Here is a 14,812-nt window from a genome sequence, read left to right as displayed (position 1 = left end):
CATTGGAGATCCCGCCGTGACCGACGCCCGTCCACGCCTGTACGTCGATGCTCAGTTCACCAGCCCCTATGCCCTGTCAGTGTTCGTGACGTTGCGGGAAAAGGGCATCGACTTCGAACTCATCCCCCTTGACCTCGATGCCGGTGAGAATCGCGCCCCGGACTATGCCCGGCTGTCCCAGACCCAGCGGGTGCCGACCCTGGTGCATGACGGCTTTGCCCTGTCCGAATCCTCGGCCATCACTGAATACCTGGAGGAGCTGTTCCCCGAACCCGCGATCTATCCCCAAGACCGACAACAGCGAGCCAAGGCCCGCCAGGTCCAGGCCTGGCTACGCAGCGACTTGCTGCCGATCCGCCAGGAGCGCTCGACCCTGGTGGTGTTCTATGGCTGCAAGGGCGAACCTCTGTCGCCACCCGCCGAAGCGGCGGTGGCCAAGCTGATCGATACTGCGCAAGCGCTGTTGGCCGATGGCCGTGACTGCCTGTTCGGCCAGTGGTCGATTGCCGATGTCGACCTGGCGCTGATGCTCAACCGACTGATCCTCAACGGTGACCCGATGCCCGCAAACCTGGTGGACTATGCCCGGCGCCAATGGCAACGGCCGGCAGTCCAGGAGTGGCTGCAATTGCCGCGGCCGGCGCTGTAGCGGCCTGGGGCGGATACGTTTGATGAGCCGCCAATGCAAAAACCCTCCCGCAAATCCGGGAGGGTGCCTGGTTCAGTGACGCAAACGACTCAGGACGCCATTAAGGGCTGCTGCTCATAGTTCTTGGCATAGGCGTTCTCCACGCCGGGAAGGATTTCCACTATCGAGAAGTAGCGGTCCCAGAACGGCGTCTCCCGCAACTCCTCCACCAACAGCTCATAGGCATGGTGACTGCTGGCTTCCCACAGCCACAGATCGGTGACCCGCGCCGAGTAGAACTCGATATCGAAGAAGCGCAGCGATACTTCGGCCGAATGCCGTTGCAGAATCGGCTCCATCTGGGTACGCAACAGGCGAAAGCGCTCCTCGACCGGAAACCCCAACCACTCCGGGGTGGTTTTTACCAGCATGAATACGCTGAGCACGGTGACAGACATGGTGTTGACTCCTGACAGACAAAGGGTTGATGAGTGCTGCTTGCCCAAGCAGAATACGAGTCATCAGTCACCTTTGAAACTCGCATTGCCGCCATGTCAAAACACCCTGCCAGTCCTCCTCTGACCCCGCGTAAAACCCCGAGCCAACGCCGTTCGGCGCACACCGTCGAGGCTATTCTGGAAGCGGCTGCTCGCATTCTGGAAACCCAGGGACTCACCGCCTGCTCCACCAACGCCGTGGCGCAACGGGCCGGTGTCAGCATCGGCTCGCTGTATCAGTACTTTCCCAACCGCGATGCCCTGACGGTGGCGCTGATCGAGCGCGAGACCGCGCAGTTGCTCAGCGATGTCCACGACGCGAGCAGTCACGGCAGCGCCCTGGAGCGCATCCGCGCCATGGTCCAGGCCGCAGTGGCCCACCAGTTGCGCCGGCCGGAACTGGCCCGAGTGATCGATTTCGAAGAGCGCCGGCTGCCGCTGCAAGAGCGCCATCAGCGAGTGGCCCAGGTCATTCATCAAACCCTGGTGCAGGCCCTGCAATTGGCCGATGCACCTTGGGTGCTCGATGACGTGGTCACGGTGGCCCACGACCTGTTCGCCCTGACCCACGGCATGATCGATGCCGCAGGTGAGCGAGGTGAAACCGACGCCCTGGACCTGGAGCGCCGGGTCATGCGCGCCATCCGCGGCTATCTGACGCTTGCCGGAAAATGATCGACCGACGCGGCGACACACATGACGGCTGACGCATGCAGGCAAACATATGCTGGGCATCATCGGCCTTGCCCAAGGGCACGCCGTGATGTGGCAGGCCGCTCAGCGCCAGAAAAGTACCCGTGCGCCGATCCGGCTGGTATGGTGCGCCCCTTGGAAATACACCGCCCGACCCTGAGGAACCTGACCTTGAGCAGTGAAGCAAAAATGACCGGTGACCTGTTCGAAGTCGACAAGCGCCTGGCCCTCAAGCCCATCGTCGACTTCAACAGCTACCTGCGCGCCGCCTTCGCCGACGGCCCCTGCACCTGTGGCCGCTGCGTTGCCAGCCAGGGTGACGAAACCGGCTATGAATACCAGCACAGCTTCAACTTCGCCGGCCGCGTGGCCCACCGCCGCTTCGCCAGCACCGCTGGCAGCGACGTACTGCTGGCCCTGAAGAAAGCCTGGCTGTCCTTCACCAAGATCGAGCTTGCAGTGAGCGGCGAGCTGGACCTGGCGACGGTCAAGGACTTCGTCGAGCCCGAACTGCACAAGCTGCTGGTGCCGCTGTTCGTCGCCAGCGGCCTGACTCGCGAAGTGGATGGCCAGTTGCAGATTCAGGCGCAAGTGGCGGCTTGAGACAACCGTCACGCCTCTGCCGCAAGCACAGAGGCGTGCGACCTAGAGCCAGCGCCGCACACGCTGTCGATACGCCGCAAAATCCGCACCAAACAACCGCCCGAGCGCCCGTTCTTCGGGAGCGATCTGCAAGCGATTCATGTACAGGACAAACCCCAGGACGCCCAGCAGCACCAGGGGCGAGGCCAGGTACAGCCCCCAGGCCAGCAACCATAGGGCAAAGCCGACATACATCGGGTTGCGGGTGTAGCGGTAGATGCCTGACGTGACCAACGCTGAGGCCGCTTCGGGTTTCAAGGGATTGACCGTGGTCCGGGCACGCCGGAACGAGATCCCGCCCGCCAGAACGAACAGCAGCCCCGCCCCGATCAGCGGCAGCGCCAACAACAGGCGTGTGCCCCATGCCAGGTCAAGTCCCGGCAGCCCCAGCAATGCACCGCCCATCAGCCCGCCGAACACCAGCGCCACCAGCGGGGGCGGAACCTTGTTTTCCAGTGCCAGCAGCATGATTCTTCCCTCGACATGTTGCGCAATAGACAGGCGACGGATCTCTGGCCCCAGAGGTTGCCCGTCACCCGCCACAGCTTACCGTCGCTCAATAATGCGACAAAACATTCCTGGGAAGCCGGCACTGCCCACTTGAGCATCAGCGCGCATTTGTACATCCTCCGGGCCTCGACCTGATTGTCCCCGTCCACTCTGAACCCCCAACTGGACTGGTTCCAGCGCGAATGGCCCTGAAACCTCGGAATCCCTCACAACATGCAAATACCCCATCAAGGCAGTTGCCTGTGCGGCGCGGTCACTTACCGAGTGTCCGGCGCACTGAAAGCCGTCACCCATTGCCACTGCCGCAAGTGCCAGAAAGGCCATGGCGCGGCCTTTGCCTCCTACGCCAGCACCCCGCGCGCGAATCTGCACGTCAGCGACGCCGGCACAGCCCTCAAGGGCTATGAGTCCTCCCCCGGCGTACTGCGCCAGTTCTGCTGCCACTGTGGCTCATCGTTGTTCTGGCAAAATGTGCGAGGCGAATACTCCGAGTGGATTTCAATCGCCATCGCCACCCTGGACACGCCATTCACGGCCCCCAAGCAGAAGCACCATTGCGTGGCCATGAAAGCCAGCTGGCACCAGATCTGCGATCAGTACCCGCAAGTACCCTGACTGCTCGACCCGCCATTAGCGCGCCGCCAGATCCTTGGGTTTGTAGAACAGGAAATGGCCGATTTCGGTGGTCTTGATATAGCTCTTGGCCCACTGCGGTAAAACGCTGCGGTCGTGAAAGTACAGGGCGCCACCGGTGCGGTCCTGGAGCTGCTGATTCAGCGCCTTGCGCGCAATCTCCTTGGCCAGGCTATAGCGCCCCTCCTCTTGCACCTGATCCGGGCGACCGTCGCACCACCAGGAGAACTGGCACGGACTTTTTTCCGAGCCCTGCTTGACCACTTCGCACACGGTAGACGGAAAACCTTCATGGCCCAGGCGGTTCATGACCACATCGGCCACCGCTTCCATATCGGCAGACTCCCCTCCTTTGGCTTCCCAATACAGAGTTCGCGACAGACAGGTGATGGCATCGTCCACCGGTGCCTGTCCGGCAGGGTCAACGGCCTGGACTTCAGGCTTGGTGATGGCTGCCGCCTGGGGCTCGGCCTTGGGGCTCTCTTTGTCCGCGACTTTCTGCTCCAGGACCTGAGCCTTGTCCTTGGCCACTTCCTGGACCACCGATTGCGGCTCGGCGGCCAGGAGCTGGGCGATATAGAGCATCAGACCGTAGCAGGTAAGCCTTGCGATGAAGTGCATGATCGACTCTTCCAACAAGTCATGGACCCTGTGTCAGCGCCAGCCCTGAGCCATTGAGCCACAGCGCCGCGCACCGAGGCCGGCGCACGGGCTCGTAGGCGACTACCGACGGGTCATGAGCGGGCCATATCGAGTCGACCATGGCGCCACTAAAACATTCCCTTGAAAAACGCTGACCGGACCAGGGACGCTGGACCTCGGCGCAGCGCCCCGGCTCAGCACCTAGAACTTGTAGCCCAAGCCCACCATGTACACGAACGGGTCGACATCCACATTGACCTTGGAGCGAACCCCAAGCTGGCTGTTGTTCACATAGGCATCGGTATTGATGTCGATGTAGCGCATCTGTGCGTTGAGCATCAGCCGATCGGTGAGCATGTAGTCCATGCCCACTTGTGCCGCCCAGCCCCAGGAGTTGCCGGCGCGGAAGTTGTCGAAGCCTGCGGCTGAAGCCCGGCTGCCGACCTTTTCATCGTAGATCCAGGTGTAATTGATCCCCGCCCCTACGTAGGGCTGGAACGCCGATTTGCTGTGCATCGGGTAGTACAGCAGGCTCAGGGTCGGCGGCAGGTGCTTGAGGGAACCGAGCTTGCCATCGGCAATACCGCCAGCGGTGCCACTGAGGCTCACGTTGTGTTCAAAGGGGGTCGCCGCCAGCAGTTCCACCGCCAGGTTATCGGTCAGCATGTAGGCGAAGTTCAGGCCCAATTGGGTATCGCTGCCCAGGCTGGCCTTGCCCCCCAGGCTGGTGCCGGCCAGGGCGCCGCGATCGACCTTGACGCTGGAGCTGCTCTCACGCGGGTCCACCGTCACAGCGCCGGCGCGGACAATAATGTCGCCAGCCTCGAAGGCCTGGGCCGTGGAAACGGCCAGGGCAGACAACAGCAGGCTGGTACTCAGAAGGGTCAATTTACGCATGCATCACTCCACTACTCGAACAACGGCCAACCCGCCAGCCGTGATCACGGCGGGCTGTGCCAGGGAGGCTTGAGTATCGAGAAGCAGGTGAACGCGCACATCTGCCGAATGACATAGGCCGAGGCCGATCAGGCGCCGGATGCGTTGCGGGGTGTTTCGTGAATCAAGGCCGCGGCCGGTCGCCTGCGGCCAATCGCGGCCGGAGCCCGGTCAGTCCAGCAAGCCGGCGTTCTTCAGCAGTTCGCCCAACCCCTGGGGAACCAGCGGCGTATGCTCGGTGAAACTGGCGCTGCCCTGCCAGCGGGCCACAAAGGGCGCGCCGTCGCTTTCCTGGGCGTCAAGTTGAGCGCGCTGATAGACCGTCGCATCCTCGAAGCAGGCGTCGTACACCTGGACGATTTCATGGCCGGGTTTGCCGGCGAACATGAACAGGCTTTCCAGGGTGCCGATCAGGCGCAGGTTGTTGATCGACTGCCCCAGTTCCTCCTGCACTTCGCGAACAATGGCCTGGGCGCTGTGCTCACCAAAGTCGATCCCACCGCCCAACGGCCGGAACAGCGTCTGTTGCGTGTCGGCATCAATGAACTGATTGACCAGGATCTTGCCCTGGTGATGGAAGACACAAAGCGCCAGGGCGCGGATACGGGGTTCAGCCAAGGGATGAAGTCCATTCAAAGGGGGCAAGGCGCGGCATTAGAACATGGCGCAATGAGCATCAGCCAGCGTAGAAATACTTAACCGCCAGCGTCGGCACCTCCTCCATCGCCGACCACAATTGCTCGTCCAGCTCGCCACCGATCAGCTCATATTGCTCGTCACTCAGCAGCTCGGGAATGTCCCACAGCCGCTGCAGTTGCGGGTGATCCTCAAGAGGCCCGATCAACTGCCGCTGGCGGCTGACCACGGCATGGGTGCTACGCGCGCCAATGGCAACCAGCGCCTTGAGCGCCAGCTCGCAGCAATGCTCGCCCCAGTTGCAGAAGAACTGCAGGAAGCCCCCGTTGTAACCGTCCGCTTCCAGGCGCCAGAGCGCCACGATCAACTGATCGTCCTCTGGCAATTGCTCCAGTTGCCACTCCAGAGCCTGCAGTCGCCCCATGGATTCCCGGCACAGGTGCTCCCAGATCCAGTCGAAGGCATCGATGCCGACATCCGCGTCTCCCAGGTGCGGCCAGGACACCGAGATCCCATGCGGGTGAATCCGAAAATCCGCACGCTGCTCGGGTGTGGCGCTTTGCAGCTGGCTGTAACGGCTCAAGGGTTGGCGCAGGACCAGGCCGTCGGCCCAGCTCAGGCAGAGCGCGTCATCTTCGAAGTGGACATGGAGGATGGGAGGGAATCTCAAAACGCTACCTATTTTTTCCTGAAGGTCTTGGACGACGGACAAACAATCACTTGCTCTGCAGCGCGAGAGTGCCGCGACGTAATTAAATTTGCCGCATCACTGTGTCTGGACGGCGGCAGGCTTATCGAATTCAACCGGGACCCGCCTTCTCGCGCTGGAGCATCCGGTTGCAGGCCGTCATCAGCATCCCGCTCAACAGCCCGATCAGCAGGAACGGAAAGAAACCATGGGTCAGCAGCGGCACCCAGAAACCCAGACCCGCGGACCAGCCCTGAGGATTGACCATCAACCCCTGTGCCCCGGACAGCAGCCAGACCACCAGACCACTGAGGCCGCCACCGATCACGTAGCGCCAAGGGGTGACCAGTACCCGCTCCACCAGCCACAGCATCGGCCAACAGACCAGCACACTCAGCCACGCGCCGATCAACCCGCCGAAGAAAAACATCGGCAGGCTTTCCACGCCCTTGGGATAGAGCGCCGTAGCGATGCTGCCCAGGGTCAATGCACCTGACAGTGGCACCATCAGCACCCGTGACCATCCCTGGCGCTCTGGCCCTTCACCGGCAACCGGCAATGCCTCGATCCCGCGCACCAGCAGAGTAAAAAGCCCCCCCAGCGCCAGCCCGCCCAGCACCGCCAACAGCAAGTGCCTCGTTGCAGCCCCCAGCAGAACCGCGGCCGCCAAGGCCTGCACCAGGCTGCTGAAAAAATGTCGACCGGGCAGCGCCGGGCAACGTCGGTCACCCCATAGCAACAGAGGAATACCCAGGACAATGGCGATGACACTGCCATACACAAAACCGGAGAACAGCTGTGAAGCATTCCAGCCATTGACCAGCCCCTTGGTGACGGCATAGATCAGCCCGCCGCACAGGGGGACGGCAAACAACCGGAGTTCGGAATTGGGTTTCATTGGCTTGCACCTGGAAAACTGGCAGGGTCACGGAGCTGAACAAGCGAGGGCTTTTACACAACTGTGGCGCAGTAATCCACCGCAGGATAAGGATTGACCGACATTCGCAGCACTGTGGCTTACAGAACAGCAACGAGGTATACAGCAGGACAAAAAAACAGCACCACACTCACTGTCGAAGATCACGGACCGATGCTATCCGCACAACAAGCCTGCAATGCCGTACTTGCCCTCCATGACGGCACCCTCAGGGATGGCAAGCCCGAACGCTTTGCCATTCAATCCTGCGAGCTGTCCGCCAAGGGTGATTACTGGGCGGTGCGCTGCAACAGCGAGGACTATGTGGTGCACGGCATGACGCAATACTGCTATGTCGGCGTCAATGCCCATCTGGTCAATGTACTCAGCGGAGAAATCGAGACGGTCGCCAACTGCTTCAGTGTTGAAGAGTACCTGCAAGACAAGTACGACCTGCGTGCCGCAGCAGGCCAGTGCTATGTACTGACCCCGGCATTCGGTCGTGACGACAAGCCGGCAATGATCAACCTGCGACAAAAGCTCGACTGCTCCTATCCCGAGGCCATCCGGTTGCTGACCGATGAACAGCGTCACTGGTTCACCGGCATACGCCGGCACCTTGAGGTGGTGCAGCAACTGCTCGCCCAACAGAACATCGCGACCTGCGTCGAGATGGTTCCTGAAGCGACCGGGGCGATTGCCATTGGAGTCGAAACCTGGCACCGGGATGCCGCCCTCAAGGCATTACGCGACAGGCTGCATTGATCGACCACTTCCAACCCACGACGCAGGCATCTGACCCCATGAGCGGCAACCTGTATGGCTACATCCACTGCTTTGACCCTTCGCCGGCTGCCGAAGCGCACAATCGCGCGGTGCTGCAAAGCCTGCCAGTAACGGGGGCGCAGATCACCAGGGCGCTTTTCAGCGTGCTGCCAAACAGCCGGGGGCATTGCTACTACGGGCATATGATGCACTTCGCCACCTCCCCCAAAGGCAGTTACATCTTCGATGATGCGTGGCTAGACGAGTACGAAGCCCTGCTGGAGCGCTTGTTCTGGGACAACTCTGAGGTGGTGCATACCTATTGCGGCGAACGTCGGACCTGGGACTCCAGTAAAACCCAAGGGCTCGCGCAACCCACAGGCTTGAAGATCAGCAACAGGAAGGTCTTCCCCTCCTACCACCACCTGGAGCCCGTCCAGGACTGCGATGTGCCGAAGCCGGGCAACCGCTGAAGCTGCCAGCGCCCGCTTGATACTTGCGCTATTGGGCTACACAGGACTCGCGGCGAGCGGCGCCAGACTGGGCCAGTCGGCCCTCAACAACCCGTGCTGCACCAGATCATGATGAGCCCCCAGCCAATACCCCGCCTGCCGTGAAAGCCCTTCGCGAACAAACCCCATCCGCTCCAGCAACCTGAGGCTCGCCAGGTTCTGCGGGTGCACCTGGGCCTCGATACGGTTCAGCGCCATCTGCTCGAAGCCCCAGCCAACCACGGCGTGCAGCGCCTCGGTCATCAGCCCTTGCCCTTGCGCTGCACGCGCCAGCTCGAAGCCGATGGCGCAGCTGCGCCACGGGCGGTTCCATTTGAACAGGCCACAAGTGCCCAGCAGGCCGGGTTCGGACTGGCGCTCGATGCCCCAGCGAACGCCCGGGTTGGGCAAGCTCCGCCAGCTGGCGAACAGCGTCAGCAATTGCTCGGCCTGCTGGTCATCAGTCATGGGATCGGTGCCGAACCACTGCATTGCATCGGCGTCGCTGTGAATGGCGAACAACGCCGGCACATCGGCCGGGCACAGTTCCCTGAGGATCAGGCGCGGGGTGCGGATAACGGGAAAGTCGCTCATATCACTCCCCGCCCTAGCCTGCCAGCGGCTTGCCCATGAGCTGCGCATACTCGCTCTTGATCTGCTCAAAGCCGTACTTGTGCTCCAGGCGCTTCACGGTGAAGTGTCCCCGGGCCATGTCCTGGTAGAAATCGGTGAACAGCGCATTGATGGTGGCCCCAGTAACGGCGCCGATCACGGGCACCGCCTGGGCCGCAAACTTGCTGGAGATGGTCACGCCATAACGGCTGGCGACCTTCTCGATCAACAGCGCCAGCCACTTGCCCACCTGCCCCGGCGACAACCTGCCAGCCGCGCCCACCCCCTGCTTGGCGGCAATCGCCGCCAGTTCCTTGGACAGTTGCTGCATGGCCTGGGTGGTGAAGCTGCGGGTGAGGTAGTAGCCAGTCTCCGTGGCGTCATCGGCCTGGCTGTTGCCGCCCATGGCGAACACTTCGATGCAGGCTTGCTTGGTGGCCAGGTCGTTGAGGTCGAAGCCTTCGCTGCGGGCCACATCGGCCACCGAGCGCATCATGATGGTGGTGGAGATGGGCAACTCGACAAACAGCGCGGCAAAACCAAAAGCCCCGCCCACCGCACCGGAGGTGGCGGCATAGACTTTGTGCAGCAGCGTCGAGGCCTGTTTTTTTGGCGTGTTTTCCAGGCTCCACAGCGCCGCATCGGCGGAGGTCTGCAGCGCGGCCACCACCGCATCGTTGATTTTTCCGGACACCCAGTTGGGCAAGGCCTTGACCGCGCTTTCAATGGGCGAGCCGAGCACGCCGGACAGGCGCGCCGTCAGCGAGGGTGACTCCAGCAAGCTCACGGCACGCTTGAGGTCCCCATAATCCTGCGGATTGTCTTTGATATTCACGCACTTCTCCTGCCGTTAAACCGCCCACGACGTGCAAGGTAATGGGTTTGCAACGCTCGGGAAAGTGAGGCCGGGGCCTGCCCGCGAAAGGACTGCAACGTCCTCTCGCGGGCAGGCCCCGGATCATTGCCGTCAATCCTGCAACCAGACCCGCACTTCCCGTACCGCGCCGTCAATGAACACCAGGTTGGCGACCTGCCCGGCCTCGATCAGGTCCTGTCGGGCGCATTGCAGGGATTCCAGCAGCGGCCCGCGCTCCACCAGCTCAACGCGCGCCACCGCGGCCTTCATCGACTGCCGGGCATCGGACTTGGCCTTGCGAATGGCGGCCAGCGTGGCACTGACCGCCTCCAGCAGCGGTTCGACAAAGTCCTCGGCCGCCTGCGCCTCGGGCCAGCTGGCCCGGTGCACCGAACCCGGCTGCCAGCAACGCCAGACCTCCTCGCAGACAAAGGGCAGAAACGGTGCGAACAAGCGTTGCAGGACACTCAAGGCCGCCGCCAGGGCGTTGCGCGCCGAGTGCCCCTCGGGCCGATAGGCACGACGCTTGACCAGCTCGACATAGTCATCGCAGAACCACCAGAAGAAGCCCTCGATGCCCATCAGCGCACTGCTGTAGTCGTAGCCCTCCAGAGCCACCTGGGCGTCCAGGGTCACCGCTCCCAGGCGTTGCAGCATGGCCTGATCCAATGGCTGGTCGACACGGCCTTCGGGGTCTCCCGGCACCGCGAAAACCAGCTTCGACAGGTTGAACAGCTTGAGCGCCAGACGCCGGCCGATCTTCATTTGCTGCTCTTCAAAGGCGGTGTCGCTGCCCGGGCGCCCGAGGGCCGCCCAATAGCGCACGCCGTCACTGCCGTATTGCTCCAGCAAGGCTTGCGGCGTGACCACATTGCCCCGGGACTTGGACATCTTCTTGCGGTCCGGATCAAGGATCCAGCCCGACAGCGCCACGTGCCGCCAGGGCACGACGGCCGCCTCGAAATGGCTGCGCACCAGGGTCGAAAACAGCCAGGTACGGATGATGTCGTGGCCCTGGGGTCGCAGATCCATGGGATAGACGCGCTGGAACAGATCCTCGTCCTCCTCCCAGCCGGCGGCGATCTGTGGGGTCAGGGAACTGGTGGCCCAGGTGTCCATGATGTCGCGCTCGCCGATAAAGCCATGGGGCTGGCCGCGTTGCTCGGGGCGGTAGCCCGCTGGCGTGTCCAGGGTCGGGTCCACCGGCAGTGAGGTTTCGTCCGCCAGGATCGGCCTGGCGTAGTCCGCTACGCCCTGGGCATCCAGCGGATACCAGAACGGAATCGGCACGCCGAAGACCCGCTGGCGGCTGATCAGCCAGTCGCCATTGAGGCCGCCGACCCAGTGCTCGTAACGACTGCGCATGAACGGCGGATGCCACTCCAGGGACTGGCCGCGGCCGAGCAACTGCTGGCGCAGTTCAGCGCTGCGCCCACCGTTGCGCAAGTACCACTGGCGCGTGGCGACAATCTCCAGAGGCTGGTCGCCCTTCTCGAAGAACTTCACGGCGTGCCGGATCGGCCGCGGTTCGCCAAGCAAAGCGCCACATTCACGCAACATCGGCAGTATCAACTTGCGTGCCTGGGGCAAACTGCACCCCGCCAGGGCCTCATAGGCCTGACGCGCGCCCGGCGTGGTCAGCCAATCGGGCGCCTGGGCCAGCAGCCGACCGTCCGGCTCGATGATCGAGCGGGTGGGCAACTGCAGCTCGCGCCACCAGAGCACATCGGTCAGATCGCCAAAGGTACAGACCATCGCCAGTCCACTGCCCTTCTGCGGGTCGGCCAGGGCGTGGGCCAGCAACGGCACTTCGACCTCGAACAACGGCGAACGCAGGTGTTGGCCGAAGCGTTTCTGGTAACGCGGGTCATCCGGATGCGCCACCAGCGCCACACAGGCCGCGAGCAATTCGGGGCGGGTGGTGGCAATCCGCAGGTCTTCACCCTCGACGCCCTGGAACCGCAGGTCGTGATACGCCCCCGCCACCTCCCGTTCCTCAAGTTCAGCCTGGGCCACGGCGGTCTGGAAGGTCAGGTCCCACAGGCAGGGAGCCTGCTGGCTGTAGAGCTCTCCGCGCTGGTAGTTGCGCAGCAAGGCGCGCTGGCTGACCCGCTGCGCACGCTCATCGATGGTGGCGTAGGTCAGGCCCCAGTCCACCGACAGGCCCAACTGCATGAACAAGCTGCGAAAGGCCTGCTCGTCGAGGGCGGTCAAGCGGTGGCACAGCTCGACAAAGTTGCGCCGGCTGATCGTCGCATAGTCGGCACGCCGCTCGGCGACCCGGGCCGGTGGCTGCAACTGCGGCTGGTAAGGCGCCTGGGGATCGCAGCGCACGCCGTAGTAGTTCTCGACCCGGCGCTCGGTGGGCAAACCGTTGTCGTCCCAGCCCATGGGATAGAACACGGCCTTGCCGCGCATGCGTTGAAAGCGCGCGATGATGTCGGTGTGGGTGTAGCTGAACACATGGCCGACGTGCAACGAGCCCGAGGCCGTGGGTGGCGGTGTGTCGATGGAGTAGACCGCGTCCCGGGTGGCACTGCGATCGAAGGCGTAGGTGCCCTCTTCCAGCCAGCGCTGGGACCAGCGTGTTTCGAGGTGTTCAAGCGAGGGTGTGGCGATGGGGCAAAGCGTTGGGGTTACACGTTTAACGGTGACATAGCATCCTCCTGTTATCACCCGGTGGCGCCGCAAGAATCGGCGCCGAAGGGGAAATTTATAGAGGATCGCGCCGGATTAGTAAATTGCCCAAGCGCCCCTTTTTTGCATCTTCGTTCAATCGAACTGCAGGTCCGCAGCCCATGCCGGGTACTGGCTTTGCAAGCGCAGCAGGCATTGCTCCAGCAGTCGCGCATCGTCCGGCAAACGCTGAGAGAGGCTGTCCCAGCCCCTGATCCGCAACTGCAGCGGCATGTCCACCAGTCCGGAAATGGCATCCCAGAAGGCATCCCAATTACAGCCATACCACTGAGGGAAACCCAAGGCATCACGCAAGGCCAGGTGCAGCTCACGGGCCGTGCCAAGGTCACGCACATCAATTTCCAGCCACGGCAGGCGCGTCATGTTCTGTGCCTCTGCTCCGGTTCATGGGCCGCCAGCATAACCGATGCCATCGCCTGCGGACGCTTACGCAAGCGGTTCAGCCAAGCAAGCACGGCAGCGTTCACGGCAATCCCTTGCCAGCTTCGGCCAGCCCCTGCCACGGCCCTGCTCCGGCAACGCCACGGACACCGCACAGAAAGGCACAGCACAAGACTGCCGGATCATGGCCCGACTTTTGCTCCGTCTGCCGCTACCAACCAGGGAGTCGTCACATGACAGGAAGCATCTCAAGCACCACGTCACTCGTCGCTATGGGCCTCAAGGGAATCACCCGGGCTTTGGAGAGTGGCACGGTGAAGTCCATGAAGATTCAAGTCGAAAACGCAACGCCGCAAATCCAGGCGCAGATCGACGCCAACTTTCTTGAGTCGCAGGCTTCGAACGCAAAGCTGATAGCCCAATACAGAACCACCCCTACCTGGGCGACCTTCGACGACAAGAGCAACAGCGTCGAACTGCCCGATGTGGCATCGCTCGACAAGAGCGACGCCACCCACGTGCTCAAGGGCCTGCAATACCTGATGGAAATCGGCCGCCTGGACGGCAAGACCCTCATCGCCAGGAACGCCGGCCAGTCCACGGACAGCCCCTTGCTCTACCAGGATTGGCTGCAGGCCAGGATCGGCGTTGATGCCCATGCCTGAGTAGCGCGACCCGCTCTGCGGCCGGCCTCGCTGAAGCCTCGGCGTAACCTAGTGACTGATGTACTGCTGGGTCTTGCTGTCATAGACATAGGTGAGGTTGTCGGCCGCCACCAGCGGGCGGACTTTTTCCGGCCCCTGGAAGGTGGTGCCGCTGACCTTGACCTGCACCTGCGGCAGCGACTCCTGGCCGGCGACGAAACTCAGCTCACCGTCGCTGCCGATGCACGGCATCACCGCGCCGTCGTCGCAGGCCGCCGAATTGTCCTCGCCGGTGCGCACCTGGCCGACATGGGACCAGATCCAGCCGTCGTCTTCGGGTTTCTTGTTCGGGTTGAACACGAACAGCGTGTAGCCCTTGGTGACGATGCCGTCCTCAAAGGTGGCCGTGGGCACCGCCAACAGCAGGCGCCCGTCGGCAGTGCGGTGTTCCAGGGCCTGGCGCTTGGTGTCCACTTCCTCGGGCTTTTCCCGGCCGCCAAAGAAGCCGATCTTGCGCTCGATACTGAGTATGGAATAGGCCGGCGTCTGGCCTGGATGAGTGAGTTCGAAGGTGGCATCGGCCAGCCGCACCTGGACGTCGGGCGCGGCAAAATCCTCGCCCTGGCGGGCGGCACTGTCCCGGGTATGCCAGACAAACGCCGCGTAGTAATGCTTGCCGTCGAAGTCCAGCTCCTTGCCGTACCAGAACGTGGCGGTGACACCGTCCTCCAGCTCCACCTCCTCATTCGCCGCGGGAACCTCGACGTTCTGCATCACCGCCAGCACCGCGCCTGGAGGAATCGGTGCCTCCTTGGCCTGGACCAGCGCTGGCGCCGCCAGGGTGAAGGTGGACAACAGCAGGCCTGCCAGGCCTTTGCCCAAGCAGCCTTGCATGAGCGAACCGGCCTTGATCGTGATTTTCATCGCTTGAACGTCCCTGTGAGC

19 protein-coding genes are annotated in these 14,812 nt (G+C 62.8%); 7 read left to right on the top strand and 12 right to left on the bottom strand.

What is annotated here, in order from left to right; genetic code table 11:
* Window positions 1-16 precede the first annotated feature (16 nt).
* Window positions 17-649 carry a glutathione transferase gene (gene yfcF, locus WIN67_RS12535; RefSeq protein WP_339071380.1) on the top strand — a complete coding sequence of 211 codons (633 nt, stop codon included), beginning with the start codon at window positions 17-19 and terminating at the stop codon, window positions 647-649.
* Window positions 650-738: 89 nt separating this feature from the next.
* On the opposite strand, the gene WIN67_RS12530 is transcribed toward yfcF, so the two are convergent.
* Window positions 739-1,086, bottom strand: a complete 348-nt coding sequence (locus tag WIN67_RS12530; protein ID WP_249735867.1) for a darcynin family protein — start codon at window positions 1,084-1,086, stop codon at window positions 739-741.
* 93 nt (window positions 1,087-1,179) lie between these two features.
* Here WIN67_RS12530 and WIN67_RS12525 point away from each other — a divergent pair, with 93 nt between their 5' ends.
* Together WIN67_RS12525 and WIN67_RS12520 are read left to right on the top strand one after the other, a co-directional pair.
* Entirely contained in the window at window positions 1,180-1,800 is a 621-nt protein-coding gene (locus WIN67_RS12525) for a TetR/AcrR family transcriptional regulator (RefSeq protein WP_339071379.1), read from the top strand.
* 141 nt (window positions 1,801-1,941) lie between these two features.
* Window positions 1,942-2,421, top strand: a complete 480-nt coding sequence (locus tag WIN67_RS12520) for a hypothetical protein (protein ID WP_372853318.1) — start codon at window positions 1,942-1,944, stop codon at window positions 2,419-2,421.
* A 42-nt stretch (window positions 2,422-2,463) separates the two neighbouring features.
* On the opposite strand, the gene WIN67_RS12515 is transcribed toward WIN67_RS12520, so the two are convergent.
* A complete protein-coding gene (locus WIN67_RS12515) occupies window positions 2,464-2,925 on the bottom strand; it encodes an isoprenylcysteine carboxylmethyltransferase family protein (RefSeq protein ID WP_339071705.1) in 462 nt (153 codons plus the stop codon).
* 258 nt (window positions 2,926-3,183) lie between these two features.
* On the opposite strand from WIN67_RS12515, the gene WIN67_RS12510 reads away from it, so the two are divergent.
* Window positions 3,184-3,585 carry a GFA family protein gene (locus WIN67_RS12510; RefSeq protein WP_110595852.1) on the top strand — a complete coding sequence of 134 codons (402 nt, stop codon included), beginning with the start codon at window positions 3,184-3,186 and terminating at the stop codon, window positions 3,583-3,585.
* 15 nt (window positions 3,586-3,600) lie between these two features.
* Here WIN67_RS12510 and WIN67_RS12505 read toward each other — a convergent pair whose 3' ends face one another.
* The 5 genes from WIN67_RS12505 to WIN67_RS12485 all read right to left on the bottom strand — a co-directional run bounded on the left by WIN67_RS12505 (window position 3,601) and on the right by WIN67_RS12485 (window position 7,403).
* A complete protein-coding gene (locus tag WIN67_RS12505; protein WP_339071378.1) occupies window positions 3,601-4,224 on the bottom strand; it encodes a cell wall hydrolase in 624 nt (207 codons plus the stop codon).
* A gap of 222 nt (window positions 4,225-4,446) precedes the next feature.
* On the bottom strand, window positions 4,447-5,142 hold the full coding sequence (locus tag WIN67_RS12500) for an OmpW/AlkL family protein (RefSeq protein ID WP_102879926.1): 696 nt from the start codon (window positions 5,140-5,142) through the stop codon (window positions 4,447-4,449).
* Between the two features lie 210 nt (window positions 5,143-5,352).
* Window positions 5,353-5,799, bottom strand: coding sequence for an NUDIX hydrolase (locus WIN67_RS12495; protein WP_339071377.1), 447 nt, complete (start codon window positions 5,797-5,799; stop codon window positions 5,353-5,355).
* Between the two features lie 58 nt (window positions 5,800-5,857).
* Window positions 5,858-6,487, bottom strand: coding sequence for a DMP19 family protein (locus WIN67_RS12490; protein ID WP_110652995.1), 630 nt, complete (start codon window positions 6,485-6,487; stop codon window positions 5,858-5,860).
* A gap of 130 nt (window positions 6,488-6,617) precedes the next feature.
* On the bottom strand, window positions 6,618-7,403 hold the full coding sequence (locus tag WIN67_RS12485) for a hypothetical protein (RefSeq protein ID WP_339071376.1): 786 nt from the start codon (window positions 7,401-7,403) through the stop codon (window positions 6,618-6,620).
* Window positions 7,404-7,496: 93 nt separating this feature from the next.
* Between WIN67_RS12485 and WIN67_RS12480 the strand changes: the two genes are divergently transcribed.
* Both WIN67_RS12480 and WIN67_RS12475 read left to right on the top strand, forming a co-directional pair.
* Entirely contained in the window at window positions 7,497-8,186 is a 690-nt protein-coding gene (locus WIN67_RS12480; RefSeq protein ID WP_339071374.1) for a hypothetical protein, read from the top strand.
* 38 nt (window positions 8,187-8,224) lie between these two features.
* Window positions 8,225-8,659, top strand: a complete 435-nt coding sequence (locus WIN67_RS12475) for a hypothetical protein (protein ID WP_213666115.1) — start codon at window positions 8,225-8,227, stop codon at window positions 8,657-8,659.
* A 36-nt stretch (window positions 8,660-8,695) separates the two neighbouring features.
* Here the strand turns inward: WIN67_RS12475 and WIN67_RS12470 are convergent, their stop codons facing one another.
* The 4 genes from WIN67_RS12470 to WIN67_RS12455 all read right to left on the bottom strand — a co-directional run bounded on the left by WIN67_RS12470 (window position 8,696) and on the right by WIN67_RS12455 (window position 13,205).
* Entirely contained in the window at window positions 8,696-9,271 is a 576-nt protein-coding gene (locus tag WIN67_RS12470) for a GNAT family protein (RefSeq protein WP_339071373.1), read from the bottom strand.
* Between the two features lie 13 nt (window positions 9,272-9,284).
* Window positions 9,285-10,124, bottom strand: coding sequence for an EcsC family protein (locus WIN67_RS12465; RefSeq protein ID WP_306398404.1), 840 nt, complete (start codon window positions 10,122-10,124; stop codon window positions 9,285-9,287).
* A gap of 132 nt (window positions 10,125-10,256) precedes the next feature.
* Complete coding sequence (gene valS / locus WIN67_RS12460) at window positions 10,257-12,821, bottom strand: valine--tRNA ligase (RefSeq protein ID WP_339071371.1); 2,565 nt, start codon at window positions 12,819-12,821, stop codon at window positions 10,257-10,259.
* A gap of 96 nt (window positions 12,822-12,917) precedes the next feature.
* The gene (locus tag WIN67_RS12455; RefSeq protein ID WP_265074625.1) at window positions 12,918-13,205 is read right to left on the bottom strand and encodes a barstar family protein; all 288 of its coding nucleotides are present in this window, start codon (window positions 13,203-13,205) and stop codon (window positions 12,918-12,920) included.
* A 341-nt stretch (window positions 13,206-13,546) separates the two neighbouring features.
* Here WIN67_RS12455 and WIN67_RS12450 point away from each other — a divergent pair, with 341 nt between their 5' ends.
* A complete protein-coding gene (locus WIN67_RS12450) occupies window positions 13,547-13,888 on the top strand; it encodes a hypothetical protein (protein ID WP_249735863.1) in 342 nt (113 codons plus the stop codon).
* Window positions 13,889-13,936: 48 nt separating this feature from the next.
* On the opposite strand, the gene WIN67_RS12445 is transcribed toward WIN67_RS12450, so the two are convergent.
* Window positions 13,937-14,791, bottom strand: coding sequence for a hypothetical protein (locus tag WIN67_RS12445; RefSeq protein WP_170003719.1), 855 nt, complete (start codon window positions 14,789-14,791; stop codon window positions 13,937-13,939).
* Window positions 14,792-14,812: the final 21 nt, after the last annotated feature.

It is taken from the genome of Pseudomonas idahonensis (assembly GCF_037903935.1).
Lineage (GTDB): Bacteria > Pseudomonadota > Gammaproteobacteria > Pseudomonadales > Pseudomonadaceae > Aquipseudomonas > Aquipseudomonas danubii.
The sequence above is the reverse complement of the archived record's forward strand: the minus strand, read 5'-3'. Positions and strand labels throughout refer to the sequence as shown.

Coding starts and splice junctions, on each gene's coding strand:
- WIN67_RS12530 (WP_249735867.1), bottom strand. CDS start 1,086: ATGTCTGTCACCGTGCTCAGCGTATTCATGCTGGTAAAAACCACCCCG.
- WIN67_RS12525 (WP_339071379.1), top strand. CDS start 1,180: ATGTCAAAACACCCTGCCAGTCCTCCTCTGACCCCGCGTAAAACCCCG.
- WIN67_RS12520 (WP_372853318.1), top strand. CDS start 1,942: ATGGTGCGCCCCTTGGAAATACACCGCCCGACCCTGAGGAACCTGACC.
- WIN67_RS12510 (WP_110595852.1), top strand. CDS start 3,184: ATGCAAATACCCCATCAAGGCAGTTGCCTGTGCGGCGCGGTCACTTAC.
- WIN67_RS12505 (WP_339071378.1), bottom strand. CDS start 4,224: ATGCACTTCATCGCAAGGCTTACCTGCTACGGTCTGATGCTCTATATC.
- WIN67_RS12500 (WP_102879926.1), bottom strand. CDS start 5,142: ATGCGTAAATTGACCCTTCTGAGTACCAGCCTGCTGTTGTCTGCCCTG.
- WIN67_RS12485 (WP_339071376.1), bottom strand. CDS start 7,403: ATGAAACCCAATTCCGAACTCCGGTTGTTTGCCGTCCCCCTGTGCGGC.
- WIN67_RS12475 (WP_213666115.1), top strand. CDS start 8,225: ATGAGCGGCAACCTGTATGGCTACATCCACTGCTTTGACCCTTCGCCG.
- WIN67_RS12470 (WP_339071373.1), bottom strand. CDS start 9,271: ATGAGCGACTTTCCCGTTATCCGCACCCCGCGCCTGATCCTCAGGGAA.
- WIN67_RS12455 (WP_265074625.1), bottom strand. CDS start 13,205: ATGACGCGCCTGCCGTGGCTGGAAATTGATGTGCGTGACCTTGGCACG.
- WIN67_RS12450 (WP_249735863.1), top strand. CDS start 13,547: ATGAAGATTCAAGTCGAAAACGCAACGCCGCAAATCCAGGCGCAGATC.
- WIN67_RS12445 (WP_170003719.1), bottom strand. CDS start 14,791: ATGAAAATCACGATCAAGGCCGGTTCGCTCATGCAAGGCTGCTTGGGC.